The sequence below is a fragment of the Rhizobium sp. R711 genome (assembly GCF_002211365.1).
Classification (GTDB): domain Bacteria; phylum Pseudomonadota; class Alphaproteobacteria; order Rhizobiales; family Rhizobiaceae; genus Rhizobium.
Genome location: NZ_LOKZ01000023.1, coordinates 269,830 through 288,747 on the forward strand (window position 1 = coordinate 269,830; position 18,918 = coordinate 288,747).

An 18,918-nucleotide genomic window follows, 5' to 3' on the forward strand; every position below is an offset into this window, starting at 1 on the left:
TGAGAGCAGAAACGACTTCCAGAACCAGCCGTATCCGCCAATAGTCCCGACCTGCAATAGGAGCGGTAGGCTTCCGGCGGCGATCGCAAGTGTACGAGCGCAGTCCGACGGGCGAGGCCATTCGGTCGGGTCATCATCAGGGCCATCGGCTGTTCTCAGGGCGGCGTTTCTTAACTGCTTCGCGTGAGAGACCGGTCTTCGTCAAGTTCGCGTTCAGTTCGCGGCGCATGGTCCATGTAGAGATTGGCGCCAATCGTCGGCTGGCTGACAGAAGCGGGCTTGCGACCAAGGATCTGCCTGAACCCTTTGGCCGAAAAGGGCTGCACGAGCTGAGCCAAGAAGCCCTCGGCAATTCGTCCGCTGATGCCGATCTCAGCTGGCGGCCGACGTGCGGGATTGAAATAGGTGCCAAATAATTGGTCCCATAACACGAGATTCTCGCCATAGTTGGTGTTCCCTTCGGCAAGGATCTTTGAATGATGCCACCGATGCAAGCGGGGTGTGCTGAAGATCAAATCGAGCGGGCCGGTCCTGACATCTATGTTGCAGTGGGTGAGAAGACCGATGAAGGCGGTCACGGCGCTGATCCAGAGAAAGACAGCCAGGGGAGCGCCGAGAAGATAGAGAGGGACCTGACTAAGCGCGATCTTGAAGAGCGAATCGACCACATGAAAGCGACCGGTGTTGACGACCCAAAGCCGCTCGACACTATGGTGCAGGGCATGAAACCGCCACAGCGAGATGATCTCGTGGGCGGCGCGATGCGCGAGATAGAGACCAAACTCGGCGATGATCAAACCCAGTCCGACTTGGACGACAAGAGGCCAGTGATCCGGCCACGTTGTCATTGGCGATGCAACAAAAGGTTGAACGACGGTCGCGACCGCCATTGGGGCAGACGCTCCTACGGCCGCGGCAAGTTGTACACCGCCCTTGGTCAGGAGCGTATGGGCGATATCGTTGAAAGTTTCGCCATCATGCGTCAGCCATTCGTGTTCATAGGGCATCAACCGCTCGAAGCCCGCGATCACGGCGACGATCGACAGATAGACAATGTTGAACCACAACAGTGGCGCGCCTCTGTGAAAAGCAAAGCCCGCCCCGATCAACCCCACCGCGAGGATCGTTGGCCATAGCGCCCACGATGTCGCCATGTAAAGCGCCGACTTGCCCTCGTTCATAACACACGCCCTTTGCCTGTCCCGACACCGCTGATGATACAGCGCACTTGGATCCGCAAGGCAAGCCCCGAAGGCGATGTGCCACAAGGCCGCACACCTGAAGCAGCGGCAAGGCCGTTGCAGAACGAAGAGTGGGAGGACGCCCTTGGCGGCCGACAGCGGCTTTGCAATATCGATTTCTCGTGATTGTCACGAGACAAGCCTGCCGATAGGCCCCAGACGGCGACCGGTTGCATGCAACTGCGAACAAAATGACGGCACATCAGGCTTATTTCAACGAGCTGACGCCAGGACGTCACGGGAGATTCGAGGCGCAAATCCACTTGGCGTAAGGCCCGAAACTGTTCAGACAAACCGAGCCACCTCTGCTTAACGTGGCGATACACCCAATGGACATTTCCTATGGCGACAACTTCGAGGTCCCGATAGGAGTGCGCTGGTTCGCTCACAATCGGCAATCAGCGTTCGTCGCGTCTCAGTGTTCTTCGAACCCAATTGACTTGCCCAACGGAGGAGGGCGTAGGGATGCTGGCCGCAGCGGCGGCCTAAAGTCGGCTAACCGCATCGGGTGTCTTGATACTCGGCGCTCTATGGCAAGCTCTTGGCACCAGAAGCACGGCCAGACGTAATACTTTGTCTGAATAGTATCTGTGGGCATGGCAATGATCTTAAAAGGTCTCAGCTCACGATAATTTCATATCTACCGTTTCAACTGCAAAATAGCTGATGTTTAGTTCGTCAAAATCATAGACTTTGCCTTGAGCACCCTAATATAATTTCTATCGACATGCCATCGTAATCGGTTGATTTAACTTGCCTATTTTGCACGATAACATATGATCCCAAGATTTATATTAGTGTTAGCTAATTTTTGTCTATTGCATATAGCGTTATTTGCGCCTAGCATCGTTTTACCGCGGCATCAAAGACGGTTAACAAACTGCGTCTGTGGGGGTTTCCTTAGACTGTAAGCATGTGTCCCGACGAAAGAATTTGTCGGGGACCTAACTGTGCGCAGACGAGGTTCCACATGGAAATTGAACTGAATTCAGTCCACCTTGCCGGCAAACAAAAAGCTGCTGTTCCAGACAATTACTATCCGAACACCGACACTCGTCGATATCGAGTAAGCGTGTTTGGCGCCGGTTACGTCGGTTGCGTTTCCTGCGCATGCCTCAGCAGGGATGGCTTTGCCGTCATCGCTGTTGATCCCGACCGGTTCAAAGTCGAGCGTCTTGCCGGAGGCGAAGCTCCGATCGTCGAGCCGGGATTGAATGAATTGCTGCAGAGCGCCCACGCAAGCGACCTGTTGAGCGCAACGCACTCCGCCGCCGATGCCATCACCGATACCGACATCTCGTTTTGCTGTGTCGGAACGCCAAGCCTGCCGGACGGCACGTTGAATACCAATCATGTTCGTCAGGTCTGCGAAGACATCGGCAAGGCCCTGCGACATAAAGCCGAGTTCCATATCGTTGTGATGCGCTCGACCATCCTTCCTGGGACAATGGAAGAGCTTGTCATTCCAACTTTGGAAAAAGCCTCGGGGAAGATTGCCGGACGTGATTTCGGCATTGCCTACTACCCCGAATTCCTGCGTGAAAGCACGGCAATCGCCGATCACGACAAGCCTGGCGCCATCGTCTTTGGCCAGTATGGAGACGACATGCGCTCCATTGAGGTCCTCAAGGTTCTTGTCGGCCATAGCGGGGTCACACCGCATGTCATTCCAATGCGCAGTGCCGAAATCGTCAAATATGCGAACAACTGCTGGCATGCCGTAAAGATCAGCTTTTCGAATGAGATCGGCAATATCTGCAAGGCCAAGAGCATTGACAGCCATGTCGTCATGGACGTGCTTTGCTCGGATACGCGTCTGAACATATCGCGGGCCTATATGACGCCGGGTTTCGCCTATGGCGGCTCTTGCCTGCCCAAGGATCTCAGGGCTTTGACCGCGCTCGGCCGTTCGATGAACGTGCCAACACCGGTGTTGGACGCAGCAAGGCTCGCCAATATCATGCAAATCGATCACGCCCGTTCGCTCGTCGAAGGCGCATCGCACGAGGCAATCGGCTTCATCGGCGTGACCTTCAAGGCCGATACGGACGACCTCAGGGAAAGCCCGCTGCTCGAACTCGTCGAAGGCTTTCTTGGCAAAGGCAAGGACGTGTCGATCTACGATCCGAACGTTGCCAGGGATGCGAACCAGGGCCGCAACTTCCTCAAGCACATCGCGCCGCTGCTCCACGAAACCATAAAGGATGTCATCGCGCGATCCGAGGTCATTGTGGTCGGCAACAAGTACCCCGGTCTCAACGATGCAATCGAGACCGCCGGCAAGCCGGTGACAGTCATCGATCTGGCACGTATCGACAAGCCCGAGAACAAGAACGTCATCTACCACGGCCTGTGCTGGTGACGCGACGCTGGTCGCCCGGTGCGGCCGGCGCTCCTGTTCAAGCAGACGCAAAATGGGAGTCCGAGCACTTCTCGTCGCATGGTTTGCAGGAACATCGAGGCAGAAACCTATGGCAGAAACGCAATATGCCGATGGCTATGGACCGATTGCCACACCAGTCGATCGTCTGCTGGCGTCACCGTCCGGCGCACGAGGTGCCGCCGCCGCTTCGGGTTTCGTCGCCTGGAGCGAAGGTCTCGAAGCACATCTCGCTTACATTGCTCTGCTCTTGAGCATCGCCTGCATCACGCCCCTCGACAGTCTTGTCAGTGCTCATTCCGGCGCCCTCTTCGGCTTCGGTCTCCTGGCGGTCTGGCGCTACGGTTGGGGCCTCACGCATTTTGTGCGCTCCAACGTCTACCGCTCGATTGTCTTTCCGAAGATGCGCGCCAAGGCCGAGGATGCAATGCGCAAGAGCGCCACAATGCTCGGCGATCAGCACGTCTTTTTCCTTGTCACCAGTTTCCGCATCGACAGCGATACGACGGCCGCCGTTTACCGCGCTGCATTCGAAGCAGCAAAGTGCGCGCCAGGTGGTGCGACCGTGGTGGCTTCAATTGTAGAGATGGGAGATCAGCGCCTCATCCAGTTGCTCTACAAGCTGATCTGCGGCGAAGACACTGATATTCGCCTCATCATCACCCGCATAGCCGGCACCGGCAAGCGTGATGCCTTGGCTTACGCGTTCCGCGCCATTTCGCGACAGGAGCCCAAGGCCGACGACGTGGTGGCCGTCATCGATGGCGACTCGATCGTTCCGCCTGATCTTGTCAGCAAATGCGTGGGCTTTTTTCGGACGGACGACAATGTTGGCGCGCTTACAACGGATGAGGTCTCACGCGTCCACGGTAAGGCAAGGTTCCACATCTGGTACAGCCTGCGCTTTGCCCAGCGCCACATTCTCATGTCGTCGAACGGGTTGTCGCAAAAGGTACTGACATTGACCGGGCGCATGTCGATGTTTAGGGCGTCGATCATCTGCAATCCCGATTTTGTCAGGCAGGTCGAATCCGATTACGTCGATCACTGGCGGTTCGGCCGCCTGAATTTCCTGACCGGGGACGACAAGTCGAGCTGGTTCTGGTTGCTACGCAACGGCTACAGAATGCTCTATATTCCCGACGTCGTCGTTGCCACCGTCGAGGAGCCTCCGTCCAAACTCTTCTTACTGGCTGCGACTCAACTGATGGTGCGCTGGTTCGGCAATATGCTGCGCACGAATTCACGGGCGCTTGCATTAGGCCCGTCGAAGGTCGGCTTCTTTACATGGTGGACGATCTTCGATCAACGCGTCTCGATGTGGACCTCGCTGGCTGGGCTGGCAATGGTGCTTCTCGTCGGCCTGTTCGAGACACCCTTTGCCTTTCTGATCTACCTTCTTTGGGTGCTCGCCACGCGTTACCTGTTGACGCTAATGCTGTTCAACTCGCGCCGCCGCGTTTCGGCCTTCTATCCCTTCTTCATCTATTTCAATCAGATCTACGGATCGATCATCAAAACCTATATTTTCTTCCACCTGAACAAGCAAAGGTGGACGCGCCAGAAGACCACACTTGAGGACGGCAGGACACGTTTCGACGGCCGCGCACGCGAAGTTTCTTCCGCACTTGTTCATGTTCTCGCCATCACGCTTTTCATAACGATTGTCGCTCTCGTTCTGGGGCAATTGGAAATTCCAAACGCATCCATACTTGCAATGGCCTACGGGCTGGACCCCGAGAAATTGAGGGACTGGATATGAACGTCGTCAAATTCGAAGCGGATGTACAACGCCAGCACGCGCGCTACAAACTCCCGTTGAAATGCGTCATTGACGGGTACCGATACAACTGCCTCGACTGGTCGGTCGGTGGCATAGGCGTCGCTACCGGAAAGACAGTCCTGCCCGAATTCAAAACGTTCCCGATCGATCTTGAATTCCCTTTCGATGGCTTTGTCTTCACGTTAAGGGTCGACGCCCAGGTTCGCTATTGTGAACCTACGAAGGGACGCACCGGCTTTCAGTACATGTCCCTGACAGAGGAACAGCTGCGTTTTTTACGCTATGTGCGCGATGCTCATCTGTCTGGCGAAGTGGTCGCGCTCGACGATATCCTCGACCTGTCGAGCCGGTCCATGGACCCCCGCACTCGCAAGAAGGAACCCAGTCCGCAGGATCAGTCCGCCGGTCGGAGGTACAAAGCAGCTGCCAAGCAGTCGTTGCGCATCGCGTTGCCGGTGGCACTCGGCCTTGGAGTAGTGTTTTTCCTGTGGGGCGCGATTTATCAAAAGCTCTGGACCTTCCGCGCCGATCAATCGCTTGTGACCATTGATTCGGCGGCCATGATCGCGCCGTCGGACGGTGTCGTGACAAATATCGTGACACAAGGGGCCGTGAAGGCGGGTGATCCGGTGGCGACGATCCTGCCGACCGCCAATAACCGCAGCGTTACCGTGCTGGCCCGCTGTGACTGCGTCATTCAGGACGTTCAGGTAGGATTGGACAGCCAGGTCCGAGCTGGACAACGACTTCTTTCTCTCAGCATGCAGAATGCCAAGCCACACATCGTGGCAATGGTCGATTATTCCCAAGCGCTACGCCTCTATATGGGCGCGCGTGTTCTGGTCGAGTTGCCGCATGGCGGTAAACTCTCGACTGCAACCATCCGGCAGTTGCCGAAGCTTACAAGCACCGATCTGACGTCTGGAAACAAGATCCCGATCAACATCGACGTGGGTGAAGCCGATCTCTCCTCGATCGTGGGGACGCCTGTATCAGTGCGATTTGTGCAGTCGCCGCGGGCGAACGCAAGCCTTTTCAAAATGCTGAAGAATGTCATTGGCATAACCGGCACAGCGAGCCATCAGGTTGGCGAAACAAACGGATGAGGGAGAGTTCCTGTCGGTGAAATGGCATCGGAACGATCGACAATCCGCCAAGGGCGAGGCAGGTTAGGGAGTGAACTCGAATGAGCACAAAACAATACTTCGCCGGACTGACGGTGTCGGTTTTGACCGTGGCCGCGCTCTTCGGCACAGTCGGGACGTATTGTGCATTGGCTCAGGCATCGGATAGCGTTCAGATCGTCGAGAAAATCCGGCAATCCGTTCTGGATGTCGACAAGGCCAGGACACCTGCCGAGCGGATCAAGGCCTATGACCGCACCCGCGACCAATTCGCTGCCCTTTCTGTAAGCGCGAAAGGAGGAGATGAGGCAGCCAAAGCGATCATTGCTGATCTTGAGGCAGACGGCATTACTGCCGACGTCCTCACAACAGGAACGCTCAGTGCCATGCTCTCGAGCCTCGCAGACAAGGGCGCCGATCCAGACGCTCGGGTGACGGCGAGGCTGAGAATCGATGACCTTATCGATGCCGTATCGGCGCCAGTACTTAAGGTATCGGCGCTAGCGGACTATGCACGACAAATCGCAAAGGACCATGACGCCGCTTTGATCCTCTTGGAAAGGGCACTCGATACCGGCACAAAGATTGCCTCGGCTCAAGAGAAGAATGCCGCGCTCAATAACATCGCACAGGTCGGCGCCTACGTCGAACCGAAGCTGACGTCGAACATCGTAAACAAGGCCGTCGGCAGCATGTGGCCGGCACGCATGCGTGGATTTGCCCGCTATGATATCGCCCTCAGGCTGCTTGGGGACAAGAAACTCGGCAAGAAGGACATCAAGGACGCCAAGTTCGACGACATCTCGGCTGCGATAAAAGCCGAACTCAAAGCTGGCGGGATCGAGGAAGCCTTGCTTCTGGCGCTCGCCGTCGATCCGGAGTCTTCCGAACACCGCGCGGATGCACTCAACAACGTCTTGAGCGAAGCGCTCAAGACAAATGCAGTGAACCTGTTTCCGGTTTTTGCCACAAGCCTTGCCGATCGAAGCGATCAGGAAGATCTCATCGTGCGCATCGTCAAGAACCGTGTCGATGCTGACCGCCTGATCGACGCGACCGCAATGACCGACGCGATGGAACCCGGGCCGGCGCTTGCTGAAATCGACTTTACCCTCGCCGCCGAACTCGGCGATCGTGGCCTGGCGAAGATGGCGTCGCAGCAATATGACCTTGGCGCGAAGATTGTCGAAACGCTCGACGGCGACGCCAGGGAGGCAGCGCTGATTGCCGCGATCAACGGAGCAACGGGCCTCAAGCGCTTCGATGACGCCCAAGCCTTCGCAAGTCAGCTGAGGGACGTGAAGGGGGCGTCGAATGCCCTTGGCAACCTTGCCAAGGCGTTGGCAGACAGCGACGATTTGAAGAAGGCTGAAGCACTCCTTCCGCGGATCGCTGCCCGCAAAGACCATGAGCAGGCGCTCTCGGGGATCGGCCGCGCCAAGGCGCGCCAGGGCGACCTCGATGCCGCAACGAGGATCGCCGGCGAGATAACAAACGACGAAGACAAAGGCCGCGTACAGTCGGAGATCGTCCGTGTCTTGGCGCGCAATGGCAAGATCGACGATGCAATGGGTCTGGCAAGCTCCATCGAGCAACCGGAATATCGCGTCGAGGCCCTTCTTCGGCTTGCCAAGGAAATATCTGGTAAGAATGGAGAACGAAAGGCAGCTGATGTCGTTGACCAGGCGATCGCCTTTGCCGGGGCCGTTGACACGCCAGACCAACGTGATGGCTTGTTCTTTGACATCATCGACTATCTGTCGAAGTCCAACCAGATCGAGCTTGCCAAGAAGCTTGTGACGAAGATTTCCGACGAGAAGTTGAAAGCGAAAGCAGCAGGTCGCATCGCAAGCCGGGCTGCGCTGTCCGGTGACACCAAAAGCGCCATCGCCTATTTCGACAGTCAGCCTGCCCGCGGTGACGAGCGATCGAAAGCCGAGGTGTTGATCGCCGCCGCCAGCGATCCTGACTATGTCAAGACGGCCATTCTCGCCACCCGAGATATTCGCGATCCGATGCTGCGTGTGCGCACGTTTCGAGCAATTGCACAGGCGCAGTTGCGCCATCTCGACCGCCTGGGCTTCGGGACGGGCAAGGGTGAGCCCTCAGACTATAAAGACCGGCTGAACAAGGTGTCATCGAAGGTGGAAAACGAAGGTCTGCAGAGCCCTTCACAGGCCCTCTTCAGTGATGGCCTCATGTCGCTTCGTACGACAGCCTTGCTGAGCGCTCCGCCCGGTCAATATGGATATCCCGACATAGGCAAGACGGCGGCGACGACGCGCTCGATGCTACCGCTGCCGACCCCTGGTCGAATATCAATCACACTGGGAAATCTTAGTCCTTATGAAAGCAAGTTCATGGAGGATCTTGCCGGCGGATTTACAGGCCTTTCTCATGCCGCCCGTGCGCAAGGGCTTCTCTATCCACGGATAATCGTCATCCAGAGCGGCACCTATACGCTTGGCAGTCTGGCAATGCAGCTGGACAGCGTTGCAGGACAGCCAATGGTCGTACGCGAGGGCGATATCGTCACCCTTCGCGCGCCACTGCTCGTTGGCGAAGGGGCGGCCTTGATCCTGTCGGGGCAGGAGGCATCCATCTATCGCTTGTCGGCGACCGCTGGTGCCTTTGTCGCGGTTGCCGGTAAGCTCTATATCCAGGACACGACCGTAACATCATGGGATGAGGTGCTGCAGAAGCCACGCAATTCCACCAAAGACACACGCGGGGTATTCCGGCCATTCATCGTTGGCTGGAGTCATTCGGAAATGTATGTCGGCGGATCGGTTCTCGATTCCCTGGGATATGCAGCATCCAAGTCATTCGGACTGACCTTTTCGGCCGGGCCGAAGACAATCGCCAAGGCTCGAGAGCAATTGCCAAATCCGACGGGCATTGTCGTCGAGAACTATTTTCATAACTTCGAGTACGGCTTTTATTCCTACGAAGCCGATGACATCTCGCTCATTGGCAACGAATACGCAAACAACGTCCTTTACGGCGTCGATCCGCACGACCGCTCAAAACGACTCCTGATCGCGCTTAACACCGCGCATGACACGATGGTGAAGCACGGCATCATCATTTCTCGCAGCGTCGATGCCAGTTGGAAGGTCGGCAACGTGGTGTTTCACAACAAAGGCTCCGGCCTGATGCTCGACCGCGACAGCGTGGACAATCTTGTCTACGGCAATCTTTCCTTCGAGAACGACCAGGATGGCCTGACGTTCTTCGAGAGTAGCTGCAATCTCGCTGTTGCCAACGCCTTCATCGAAAATGGTCGCTCCGGTGTGCGAATGCGCAATAGCTGGGACATCGCCGTCTACGACAACTCTATCGTCCGCAACAAGCTTGAGGCGATCAGCGGCTACATCAGCGACCTGTCGCTTGCAGAAGGTGAGCACAAGCGCGACCTCGTCATGGACCCCTATGTGCCGCTGACGACCTTTACCGCGTCGGGTAATGTGATCTCGGGGAATGGCAAGGGAATAAAAGCTGCCGGTGTCTCGGGTCTCACATTGGCAAACAATGAATTCCGCAACCAGGAAGGGCGTCTGCTGGACGGTGACACACGCCCGTTCGAGGGACACGTGCTGCGGTTCAACGAAGACCAGAACGTGTCGATCGCATCTACTTGCCGTCCGCAGCGGCCGCTCAACTACGAGTGTGCTTTCCGGCAGGCGGGATACCTCGGAGAAAACGACGCCCTCTTCTTTGACAGCAAAAGCTCCGGCAACTGCACGGACGCTCGCGGCTCCGTACAGTTCGAAAGTTTCCATGGAAAAGGAGACAACAGTTGAAGAATGCGGCTCCTTCCATCGTCAAGGCACGTAGCCGGATCGCCCTTGCCGCTGTCATTGTCAGCGCAACGATGTTGCCGGACTTGATAGAGGCGTCAGCAACGCAGACGTCGAACGGCGGTTATCAAGGTCTGTTTGACGTGCAGGCACGCAAAGCCTTTCTCGCACACAATCCATCATCCGATGCGCGAAAGGCCTGTCTTGCGGTCGACGCCGACGCCAAGTGGCTGAGCATCGATATCATCAAGGGTCTAACAACCACAGAGGGATACGGCACGGACCGATCCGGCAACGAGTACGCATGGGCGATCATGGTCCTGTCCGGGCGAGCGCTCGCTGGGGACCAGGGCGCCGAGGAAATGCTCAAGACCTTTCTTCTGAAATGGGCTGACGCCGGCGCATTCTTTGAAACCGAGAAAATTCATGATGCCTATTATGCCCTGAAGCGCTTGATGCTGCCGACTGTGGTGGCCTTCTCGATCATCCGCGACGGGCTCAGCGATGAGGAAACGCAGAAGCTGATCGCCTGGATCGATCCGCTGGTTCGACGCACTGATCAGATTTTCGAGGGAAGCGTCGACTACAATAATCACCGCTATCTCGCTGACAGCGTCCTGATGGCCTGGGGAAGCCTGACAGGCGACCAGGAGCTCTACCAGAAGGGGCTCGACCGCTTTCGTGTCATTTTGGACGATGCACGGGTCGATGGCAGCCTGCCTCTCGAAACCCGTCGCGGCGCCCGCGCACTCTGGTACATGCGCCAATCGCTGACCAGCATGACGGTCATGGCCGAAATTGCAGCAGGCGGGCAAAACGATCTCTTCGACGCCACGGCGACCGATGGAAAGAAGACGTCGATCTGGACGGTCCTCTCCTACTGGATGAATGGCATGACCAACCCGATTCTGGTCAAAGCCTACTCCGCCGAAAACTACATTCCCGGACCAGAATGGGATTTCACGCGGCCGGATTTCGGCTTCCTCGAAAACCGGGGCAACGGACGGCACTATCTGGCGTTTCTCGAAGCGCTCGCCGTTCATGCGCCAGCAAACTTCACGCAACGGCGCGCCGCAGCCCTTCTCGAAAGAGAAGGAGCAAACGAGCGTCCTCTCATCGATGAATTCGCCGGCGGCAACGCCACATGTTTCTGGAGGTTGGGATGACAACAGGCCAGAAGCAGCTTTCGGTTTTGCTTGCGACCGCCTGTCTGGCCTTTTCACCGCCGGTTGCGGGACGCGCCGAACTGATGCCGACGCCGACCGAGCAGGTCGATTTGCTGATCCAGCAGAACGATGGTGAAGGACTTTTGAAACTCGCCAGGCAGCTGCGGGGCGGCGTGGCAGTTTCGGCCGACAATTCGCTAAGGGTCCCAAACTTCGCGAAGGCGCGCCAGGCGCTTGAGAGCGCCGTGACCCTACCCGGTGTGAGGCAGGCGGAAGCAAAGTTGCTGCTCGCCAAAATGATGCTGGCGGGCGAGGGAGGTCCCGTTGACGGCGATCGCGCCGTGACACTGTTGGCTGATGTCATCAGGACAGGCAGTGCCGAAGCAGCCTTTATCCGCGGTCAGAAGCTGGCGTTGTTTCCCAACCGGGTTCAGGAAGCGCGCGACAACCTCAATCTTGCCCTTCGTCTTGGTGATGGCGCTGCGGCATTCGAACTGGCGAAGTTGGCCGCCACCCCGGCCGAGGCCGCGGCAATGACGGACTTCGGCATCAAGGTGCTGCGTCAACGCGTCGCAAAGGGCGATGCAGATGCTGCCTTCGATCTCGGCGGATATTATCGAAGGCTGTCGGACAAGCCCGAGGATCAGAAAGAGGCTCTGGCCTGGTATCGAAAGTCCGCGCAACTCGGCCGTATCACGGCAGTTGTCTGGGTCGCACGTCTGCTCGGCGAACCTGAAACGCCACTCTTCGATCCTGTCGCCGCTGTCGAGCAATACCAGGCGGCCGCCAACGCCGGATCGATCGAGGCCGCGCAGGAGTTGGTGCGCGACTTTGTCGACGCCGGTCCGTTGAAAGTGCCGCCGCATGTCTATGATATCTGGATTTCCAGGCTGATCGACGCCAAGGACGCGACGGCGGTCCTTTATTATTCCCAGGCATTGCACGAAACGGCCGAGCAGCGACGGCGCTCGTCGGACCAACTCTACGAAGCGACGATGGCCGGCGATGTCGCCAATGAGGATCTGATCCGGATCGGCGAAAGCTATCGCGACGGGGCAAATGTCGTCATCGACCAGATCCGCGCTGCAAACATTTTCCGGCTCGGGATCAAGAACGGATCCAATTCCGCCCTCACCAGATTTGCCCATCTGGTCATTGAGGCCCCATCGCTCAGAAGCAGGGAAAACGTTCAGCTTGCAGTCGAAAGGCTGAACGAGCTGGCTGCGAAAGGAAGCGTCACCGGCCAGTTGCTGCTTGGCGACATGTATGCCAAGGGCGTCCTTGGAGACATCGACCAGACGAAGGCCATTGACCTTTATCGCCGAGCCCTTGCAGGGGCCGAGTCGGTCGAGGTGCTCAATCGCCTGGCCGATGTCTATCTCTCATCCGCCGATATCGGCATGCGCAAGAATGCCTTTCCCTATATCGAACGCGCGTCGCGCGCCGGCAGCGAGAGCGCCATGCTGAAAGAGGCCAAGGCCTATGCCGATGGCGAAATCGTCGCCCAGGATTTCGACCGGGCCGTCACGCTATACAAGAAAGCGATCTCGCTTGGCGCCACCGATGCGCTCGTCAGCCTGGCCAACCTTTACCTCTCGCGTGGTGGAGAAACAGCATTTCACGACGCCCACGAGGCCTTTTCCGATGCGATCGCAGCCGGGAACCGGGAAGCGCCGGTTGAAATGGCGCGGTTCCTCAAGGCAAATAGCAAGCTGGACGAAGCGATCGCGCGATTGACGATTGCCGCGCGCAAGAACAACAGCCAGGCCGCCGTCGAGCTCTACGAATATGTGTCCGAGCGCGCGCAAAATCCGAATGTCGGGACGGAATGGTTGCGCCTGGCCCTAAGGACGGTGAGCGATGTTCCGCGCGAGAAAGTGCACCTGGCAAGCGCTATGCTGATGCCATCGGATATTCGCCTGAACCTTCAAGCAGCCTCGATGCTGCGCGAACTCGCCGGCGCCAAGATCCCCGGCGCTGCCGTTGCGCTTTCAAATGTCTACATCGAAGGCAAGGGGGATGCCAAAGATGTCCCGGCCGGCCTCGAGCTCTTGGAACAGGCATCCCAAAAAGGGGACGTCGATGCACTCCTGAAACTTGGCGACCTTTACATGGACGGCAAGTATGTGGACGGCGATGGCGACAAGGCCATCGGTTACTACCGCGCGGTGATTGCACTTCATCCCGATGAACCGGCCGCCAACATGCGCATGGCCCGCGCATATCGGGAGGGGCGCGGTGTCGAGCGTAATCTCGCCGTTGCGGCGACTTACCTGAAAATTTCCTCCGATGCGGGGAGCCGCATGGCAACGCGCGACCTTGGCCTCGCCTATATGTGGGGCAGTGGCGTCAAACCGGATGAAGACAAGGCCGTGCAATTGCTGCACTCCGCAGCCGAGCATGGCTATGCATTTGCCTGGCACGACCTTGCGGAGACTTATGGTGCAGCGATCGGGCCTGAAGTCGATGCGTCGCAGAATTTCCGGCTGAATATGCGCGGAGCGATGGAAGGTCATGTATCGGCGATGATCGGAGCCGGGATCGCGCTTCTGTCCGGCTTCGGAACCCAGCGCGATCCCGAGGCAGGGATCCTTTGGCTGGAACGGGCATCGGCAAGCACGGGCTGGGACGCTCCCGATGCCATGTACAGGCTGGCCGAGGTCTACAAGCACGGCATCGGTGTCGAGAAGGATCCGAAGAAGGCACGCGAATGGGAGTTGCGAGCTGCGAATGCAGGCAGCACGACTGCAATGTTCCATCTCGCCCTTGAACTCGAAGCCGACAATACCGACGCCAGCAAGGCCGAAGCGATCAAGTGGCTGCAGAGCGCCCGTGCTCTGCAGCATGTCCAAGCTGCAAAGAGGCTTAAAAGAATGGGTGCGGAGGATATGTCTTCCGTATCACTGCAAGGGGTCGAAGATGATGGTGTGGAAGAGTGAGCGCCAACGCAGCGTCACATTTCGCAGGCGAGTACCACGCCTGACGTTGGGAGGTTTGGACCTGCAGGCAGGCCGGGCGAGCCCCTCACGCGTGCTCGCATGCACGGCGCTCATCGTGCCCGCCAGAAACGATTGTGAACTTGGGCCAACCCCTGACTGGGTCGTCCTGGTCACAGACGAGATTATCTCGCGGGCGCGCCAGCGCATGCTCGATAAAGCGAGAGCGGCACAAGACAAGAGCGACAACGGTCCGAAGCAATGAGCCTTTCAATGTCCAAGGGAAACGAGATGTGGAACGCGGCAGTCGCGCGCCGGCTCGGACGTTTCCGAAGAACCGCGCTTGTCGCAACACTTGCCTTCTGCGTGCCTGTTTTTTCGACGAACGCCATCGCCGCCATGCAGGCCTTGATCCCTCTTAGCCCGGATTTCGACTACGCGCGCATCTGCGTCGCGCCGCCGCCGGTGCCTGCGCCGCGAAACTGGAGCCATTGGGACGGCAAGACCCCGAGCACGATCTCGCCCGACGACATGCTGCTCGATGCGCAAACGCTCTTCAGTCCCTATAGTCTTTATCAGAGAAGCCCGGCGACAGCTGAACGCATTGCCCGCTACCTGAGCCAGGTACCCTTTGCCGGAGCGGGCCGCGCACTTCATCTCTACGGCCGCATTCTTGCCGACGACGACAATGCCTTGCTAAGCGTCGATGAAATCATCAGGGTCGAGACGGAGGCGATCAAGCGCGGGACGATCGAGGCGGGAACCTTTCTTGGCCGGCTCTATCGCCAGGGCGAGCTCGTGCCGGTCGATCTGAAGAAGTCGCAGGGATATCTCACGGCGGCAGCAAATGCGGGCGATCTGGCCGCCGAACTCGAGCTTGCCCGTCTTTACTACCGCAATCCACAACTCGCGGAAAGCGCCGACGCCAGTCGCCTTTATCTGAACCGTGCGATCTCGAAGATGTCCGATCGGTTGGGCGCGGGCGATTGCAGCGTCCTGACCGGCTTTGCCGACATACTTGTCGACCCAGATCTGGGGCTCGAGGACCAACAGACCTCGGCACGATGGCTTCAGGCTGCCGCAAAACTCGGTGATATCAGGGCGATGTCAACACTCGCGCGCCGTTACTTGCAAGTCAGCGGCGTTGGAGCCTATCGGCAACGTGCAATCGAGCTCCTGAGGCAGGCCTCGGCGCTCGGGCATTCAGCAAGCCGGCTGGCCCTTGCCGACCTTTTGCTTTCAACCCCACCCGAAGGAAGCGGCAAGAACGAAGCATTCAAGCTGCTGGCGCAGGAAGCAGAGCGCTTCAACCCGCGCGCCTTTGAAATCAAGGCCGCTTACTATCGCGGCCGTTACGGGGCTGGAGCCGATGCTGGTCTCGAGCTGCAGAGCTTGCAGAAGGCAGCCGCGCTGCCGGACGTCAGCCTCCAAACGCTTGAGCAACTTGGGGTTATCTACGCGAGCGGCAGCGCCGGCGTCCCGAATTTCGAACTCGCCAAGCAGACGCTGGTGAAGGCTGCCGATCTTGGCTCGTCTCGTTCCGCCTTCGAACTTTACAAACTTGCGTCGGGTGAAAAGCCGTCGATAAAACTCGACACGGATCCGCTGGCATATCTGAAGGCAGCAGCCGACCACGGCCTTGGTACTGCGATGAGCGAATTGTCATCGCTCTACTTCTGTGGAAAGGGCATTGAGAAGGACCGTGCAAAGGCGCGTGCCTGGCTCGAGAAAGCCGCTGCGGCTGGCAACGCAGCAAGCCTGTTGACGCTTGCTAGCGAGGCATCTTTGAAGCGCACATCTGGTGGCAACGCAACAGCACTCGAGTTGCTGATAAAAGCGGCCGCGCAAGACGACGTCGAAGCCATGATGCGGGTCAGCCTGTCTTACCGTGACGGCCGGGGTGGGCCAAAGGATGCGGCTGCGGCCAAGATCTGGCACCAGCGCGCCATGACCGCTGACCCTGGCCTTGCCACGCTGACGGAGGCGCGCGCGGCACTGTTGCCTGATGTCCCAGAGGAGCGCGACGCCATAAAGGCGAGAGCGCTTCTGGAGGCATCGGTCGCAACCGGAAATCCAGACCTGCTCTTCGAGTTGGCCAAACTTTACATCGATCCTGATCCAACGCTCGAGCCGGATCCCAGGAAGGCCACAGCCCTCTTCGTCGAGGCAGCGTCCAAAGGCAGCATCCCGGCAATGTTGCGGCTGGTGGACATGAAGGTTGCCGCCGCTGACGGTGGTGGGGCGGATTGGCAGCGATGGCTCACCCGCGCGAACGCAACGGGCGACCTCCGTGCGCTCCTGAAACAGGCAGAAGTAGAAAGCGATGGCACTCGCCAACGGGCCATTTTCAAGGCCGCCCTCAGCCGGCCTCTCTGCCAGGAGAAGGAAAAGATACAGGTAGCATTGGCGATACGAACCGTGCCGCAGTTTAAGCAGGATTATCTCACACTCTTCGATCAGGTGATGGCCGAGCCAATGAAGGATCCAAGCACGGAATACCAGGTTGCCCGTTTCCTGCTTGACGAGCGGCCGGATGAAAAGACAAGGGCGATTGCGCTGATGAAGGCGGCTGCCGAGGGTGGAAAGCGTGAGGCCATGCGCGAAATCGGCCGCATGTACAGTACCGGCGAGGGTCTCACGATGGATGAGCAGAACAGCTACATTTGGCTGCTGCGAAGCGCGCGGCTCGGCGACGAAGGCGCCCTGGAAAGTCTGGTAAGGGAAATTCTGTCGCAGCAGACCACGCTCGACGACCCGTCGAGCGGCGACGAGAAGGTGAAAACGCTGCTCCATGATCTGGCCGCGCAGAACTCCCCGCAGGTCGCAACGCTGCTCTCAAGGCTCTACCTGCGGCTCTCCGAGGGCAGCCCTGCGTTCACGCAAGCCGCAAAGACCTGGACCTTGAAGGCAGCAACGCTCGGCAATGGCGCCGCCATGCTCAAGGTGTCCGACTTCTACGCGGCTGGCACCCACGGGTTCGAATATTCCGATTTCAAGAGCACCGAATGGCTGGCAAGGGCGGCGCATGCTGGCTATCGCGGCGCCTTTGAGAAGTATGCAATCGCGCTGCAGATCGGCTTCGGCACAAAAGCCGACACCGCCGAGGCACAACGCTGGCTAAACAAGTCGACTGACGTAGCAAACTGAAGGGCAATGCAGGAGTGGGAGTCATGAAGACGATCCTTTGCATATCGCTGACGGTGCTGATGGCAACGGCAACGATCGCGACCGGCGCGGCAGCGAAGGTCGCAAAGCCGACGCCGCGACCGGTCATCGTGACCTACGCGAATTGGGAAGAGCTGCGGATTGCGAAAGGCTGGCCCAAGGTCGATGTGGCTGTCAAGCTGCCCTTGCCCAAGCGTCTGTTGATCGCCACGGCGGCCTTGACCGCACCCGAGCGAAAGGTGCGCGATCCCAATTACGGTTTCGCTCTTCTGCTTGCTGGTCCAACGTCAAGAGATGCCACGCGGCTTCTCGCCAAAGGCGTCCTCATGAACGACTATGTCTTTGGGGACAAGACGCCGGCTGTCCTGCGCTCACTCGCGGCAGAGGCGATGCGAGGCTGCAAGAGCTGTGTGGCGGCCTACGGAATGATTCAATACGCCGGGCTGGATGTCCCACAAAATGACGCGGTTGCCTACAGGTGGTACCGATGGGCAGCCGTTGTCGGAAATGCCAAGGGTATCGAGGCCACGTCGCTTGCGCTCGCCGAGGGTCGCGGTACGCCCAAGAACATCCCCGAGGCGAAGAAATGGGCCGCTCGCCTTGAACCGGCACGCCGGGCGAAGCTTTACACCGAGATTGCCAAGCGCATCGTGCTCAGCAAGACGCCCGAGGATGAGGCGGCAAGCTCCGAGTTGCTTCTGCAGTCGATGGCGATCAACCCGCTGGACGCAGGCAGGCCCGCCAAGCAATTGCTCAATCTCGATTACCCTCAGTCCGTACAAGACGAAGCATTGGCTGCCATTCGGGCGCAGGGGCGAGCAGCCGACCCGAATGCACTCAAGATCATGGCGCAGGTTTTGTGGAAGAGGGACAGGCCGGAGGCTGTCAATGAGGCGATTTCGATATTCCAGACCCTGGCGGAACGCGGCAACGCCGATGCCATCGACTACCTCTCAAAGGCTCTCGCACGCTCGGATGTCGACAAGAGCAGGAAGGATCTGATCGTTGCAAGTCTCCAATCGGCTGCAGCCAGTGGATACGCGTCTGCTTCCAAGGTTTTGGGTGATGCGTATTATTACGGGACGGGCGTTACGGCCTCGCTTGCAGCAGCACAGAACTACCGCGAAAGCGCAGCCAAACAGAATGATCCGGAGGCTCAATACCTTTTGGGGATGATGATGCTTCAGTCGAGCGACAAACCAGGGGATGACGCCGCCGGTCGACAATGGCTGGAGAAGTCGGCGGCGGGCGGATATCCGCTGGCGCGCGCTGCGCTCGAAAAACTGTCGTCCAACTGAGCTGATATATAGCGGCTATCCACAA

Annotated in this window: 10 protein-coding genes; 9 read left to right on the plus strand and 1 reads right to left on the minus strand. The window is 58.4% G+C overall.

Annotation, left to right across the window (positions count from 1 at the left end; genetic code table 11):
• Positions 1–170: 170 nt before the first annotated feature.
• Positions 171–1,181: a sterol desaturase family protein gene (locus ATY80_RS19485; RefSeq protein ID WP_088693967.1), complete on the minus strand. Its 1,011-nt coding sequence runs from the start codon at positions 1,179–1,181 to the stop codon at positions 171–173.
• A gap of 33 nt (positions 1,182–1,214) precedes the next feature.
• Here ATY80_RS19485 and ATY80_RS29050 point away from each other — a divergent pair, with 33 nt between their 5' ends.
• The 9 genes from ATY80_RS29050 (at position 1,215) to ATY80_RS19530 (ending at position 18,893) form a co-directional block, all read left to right on the plus strand.
• Positions 1,215–1,367 carry a hypothetical protein gene (locus ATY80_RS29050; protein ID WP_189637215.1) on the plus strand — a complete coding sequence of 51 codons (153 nt, stop codon included), beginning with the start codon at positions 1,215–1,217 and terminating at the stop codon, positions 1,365–1,367.
• Positions 1,368–2,211: 844 nt separating this feature from the next.
• Positions 2,212–3,603: a nucleotide sugar dehydrogenase gene (locus ATY80_RS19490; protein WP_088693968.1), complete on the plus strand. Its 1,392-nt coding sequence runs from the start codon at positions 2,212–2,214 to the stop codon at positions 3,601–3,603.
• Between the two features lie 109 nt (positions 3,604–3,712).
• Positions 3,713–5,383 (plus strand): glycosyltransferase, encoded by a 1,671-nt coding sequence (locus ATY80_RS19495; protein ID WP_088693969.1) that lies wholly within the window; start codon positions 3,713–3,715, stop codon positions 5,381–5,383.
• A complete protein-coding gene (locus tag ATY80_RS19500; RefSeq protein WP_088693970.1) occupies positions 5,380–6,510 on the plus strand; it encodes an HlyD family efflux transporter periplasmic adaptor subunit in 1,131 nt (376 codons plus the stop codon). The genes ATY80_RS19495 and ATY80_RS19500 overlap by 4 nt, the downstream gene beginning before the upstream one ends.
• 80 nt (positions 6,511–6,590) lie before the next feature.
• Complete coding sequence (locus ATY80_RS19505) at positions 6,591–10,331, plus strand: NosD domain-containing protein (RefSeq protein ID WP_088693971.1); 3,741 nt, start codon at positions 6,591–6,593, stop codon at positions 10,329–10,331.
• A complete protein-coding gene (locus ATY80_RS19510) occupies positions 10,328–11,494 on the plus strand; it encodes an alginate lyase family protein (protein WP_088693972.1) in 1,167 nt (388 codons plus the stop codon). Before ATY80_RS19505 ends, ATY80_RS19510 begins: the two co-directional genes overlap by 4 nt.
• Positions 11,491–14,433: an SEL1-like repeat protein gene (locus tag ATY80_RS19515; protein ID WP_088693973.1), complete on the plus strand. Its 2,943-nt coding sequence runs from the start codon at positions 11,491–11,493 to the stop codon at positions 14,431–14,433. Before ATY80_RS19510 ends, ATY80_RS19515 begins: the two co-directional genes overlap by 4 nt.
• 270 nt (positions 14,434–14,703) lie before the next feature.
• Positions 14,704–17,577, plus strand: a complete 2,874-nt coding sequence (locus ATY80_RS19525; protein ID WP_088694086.1) for an SEL1-like repeat protein — start codon at positions 14,704–14,706, stop codon at positions 17,575–17,577.
• Positions 17,578–17,600: 23 nt separating this feature from the next.
• Positions 17,601–18,893 (plus strand): SEL1-like repeat protein, encoded by a 1,293-nt coding sequence (locus ATY80_RS19530; RefSeq protein WP_088693975.1) that lies wholly within the window; start codon positions 17,601–17,603, stop codon positions 18,891–18,893.
• Positions 18,894–18,918: the final 25 nt, after the last annotated feature.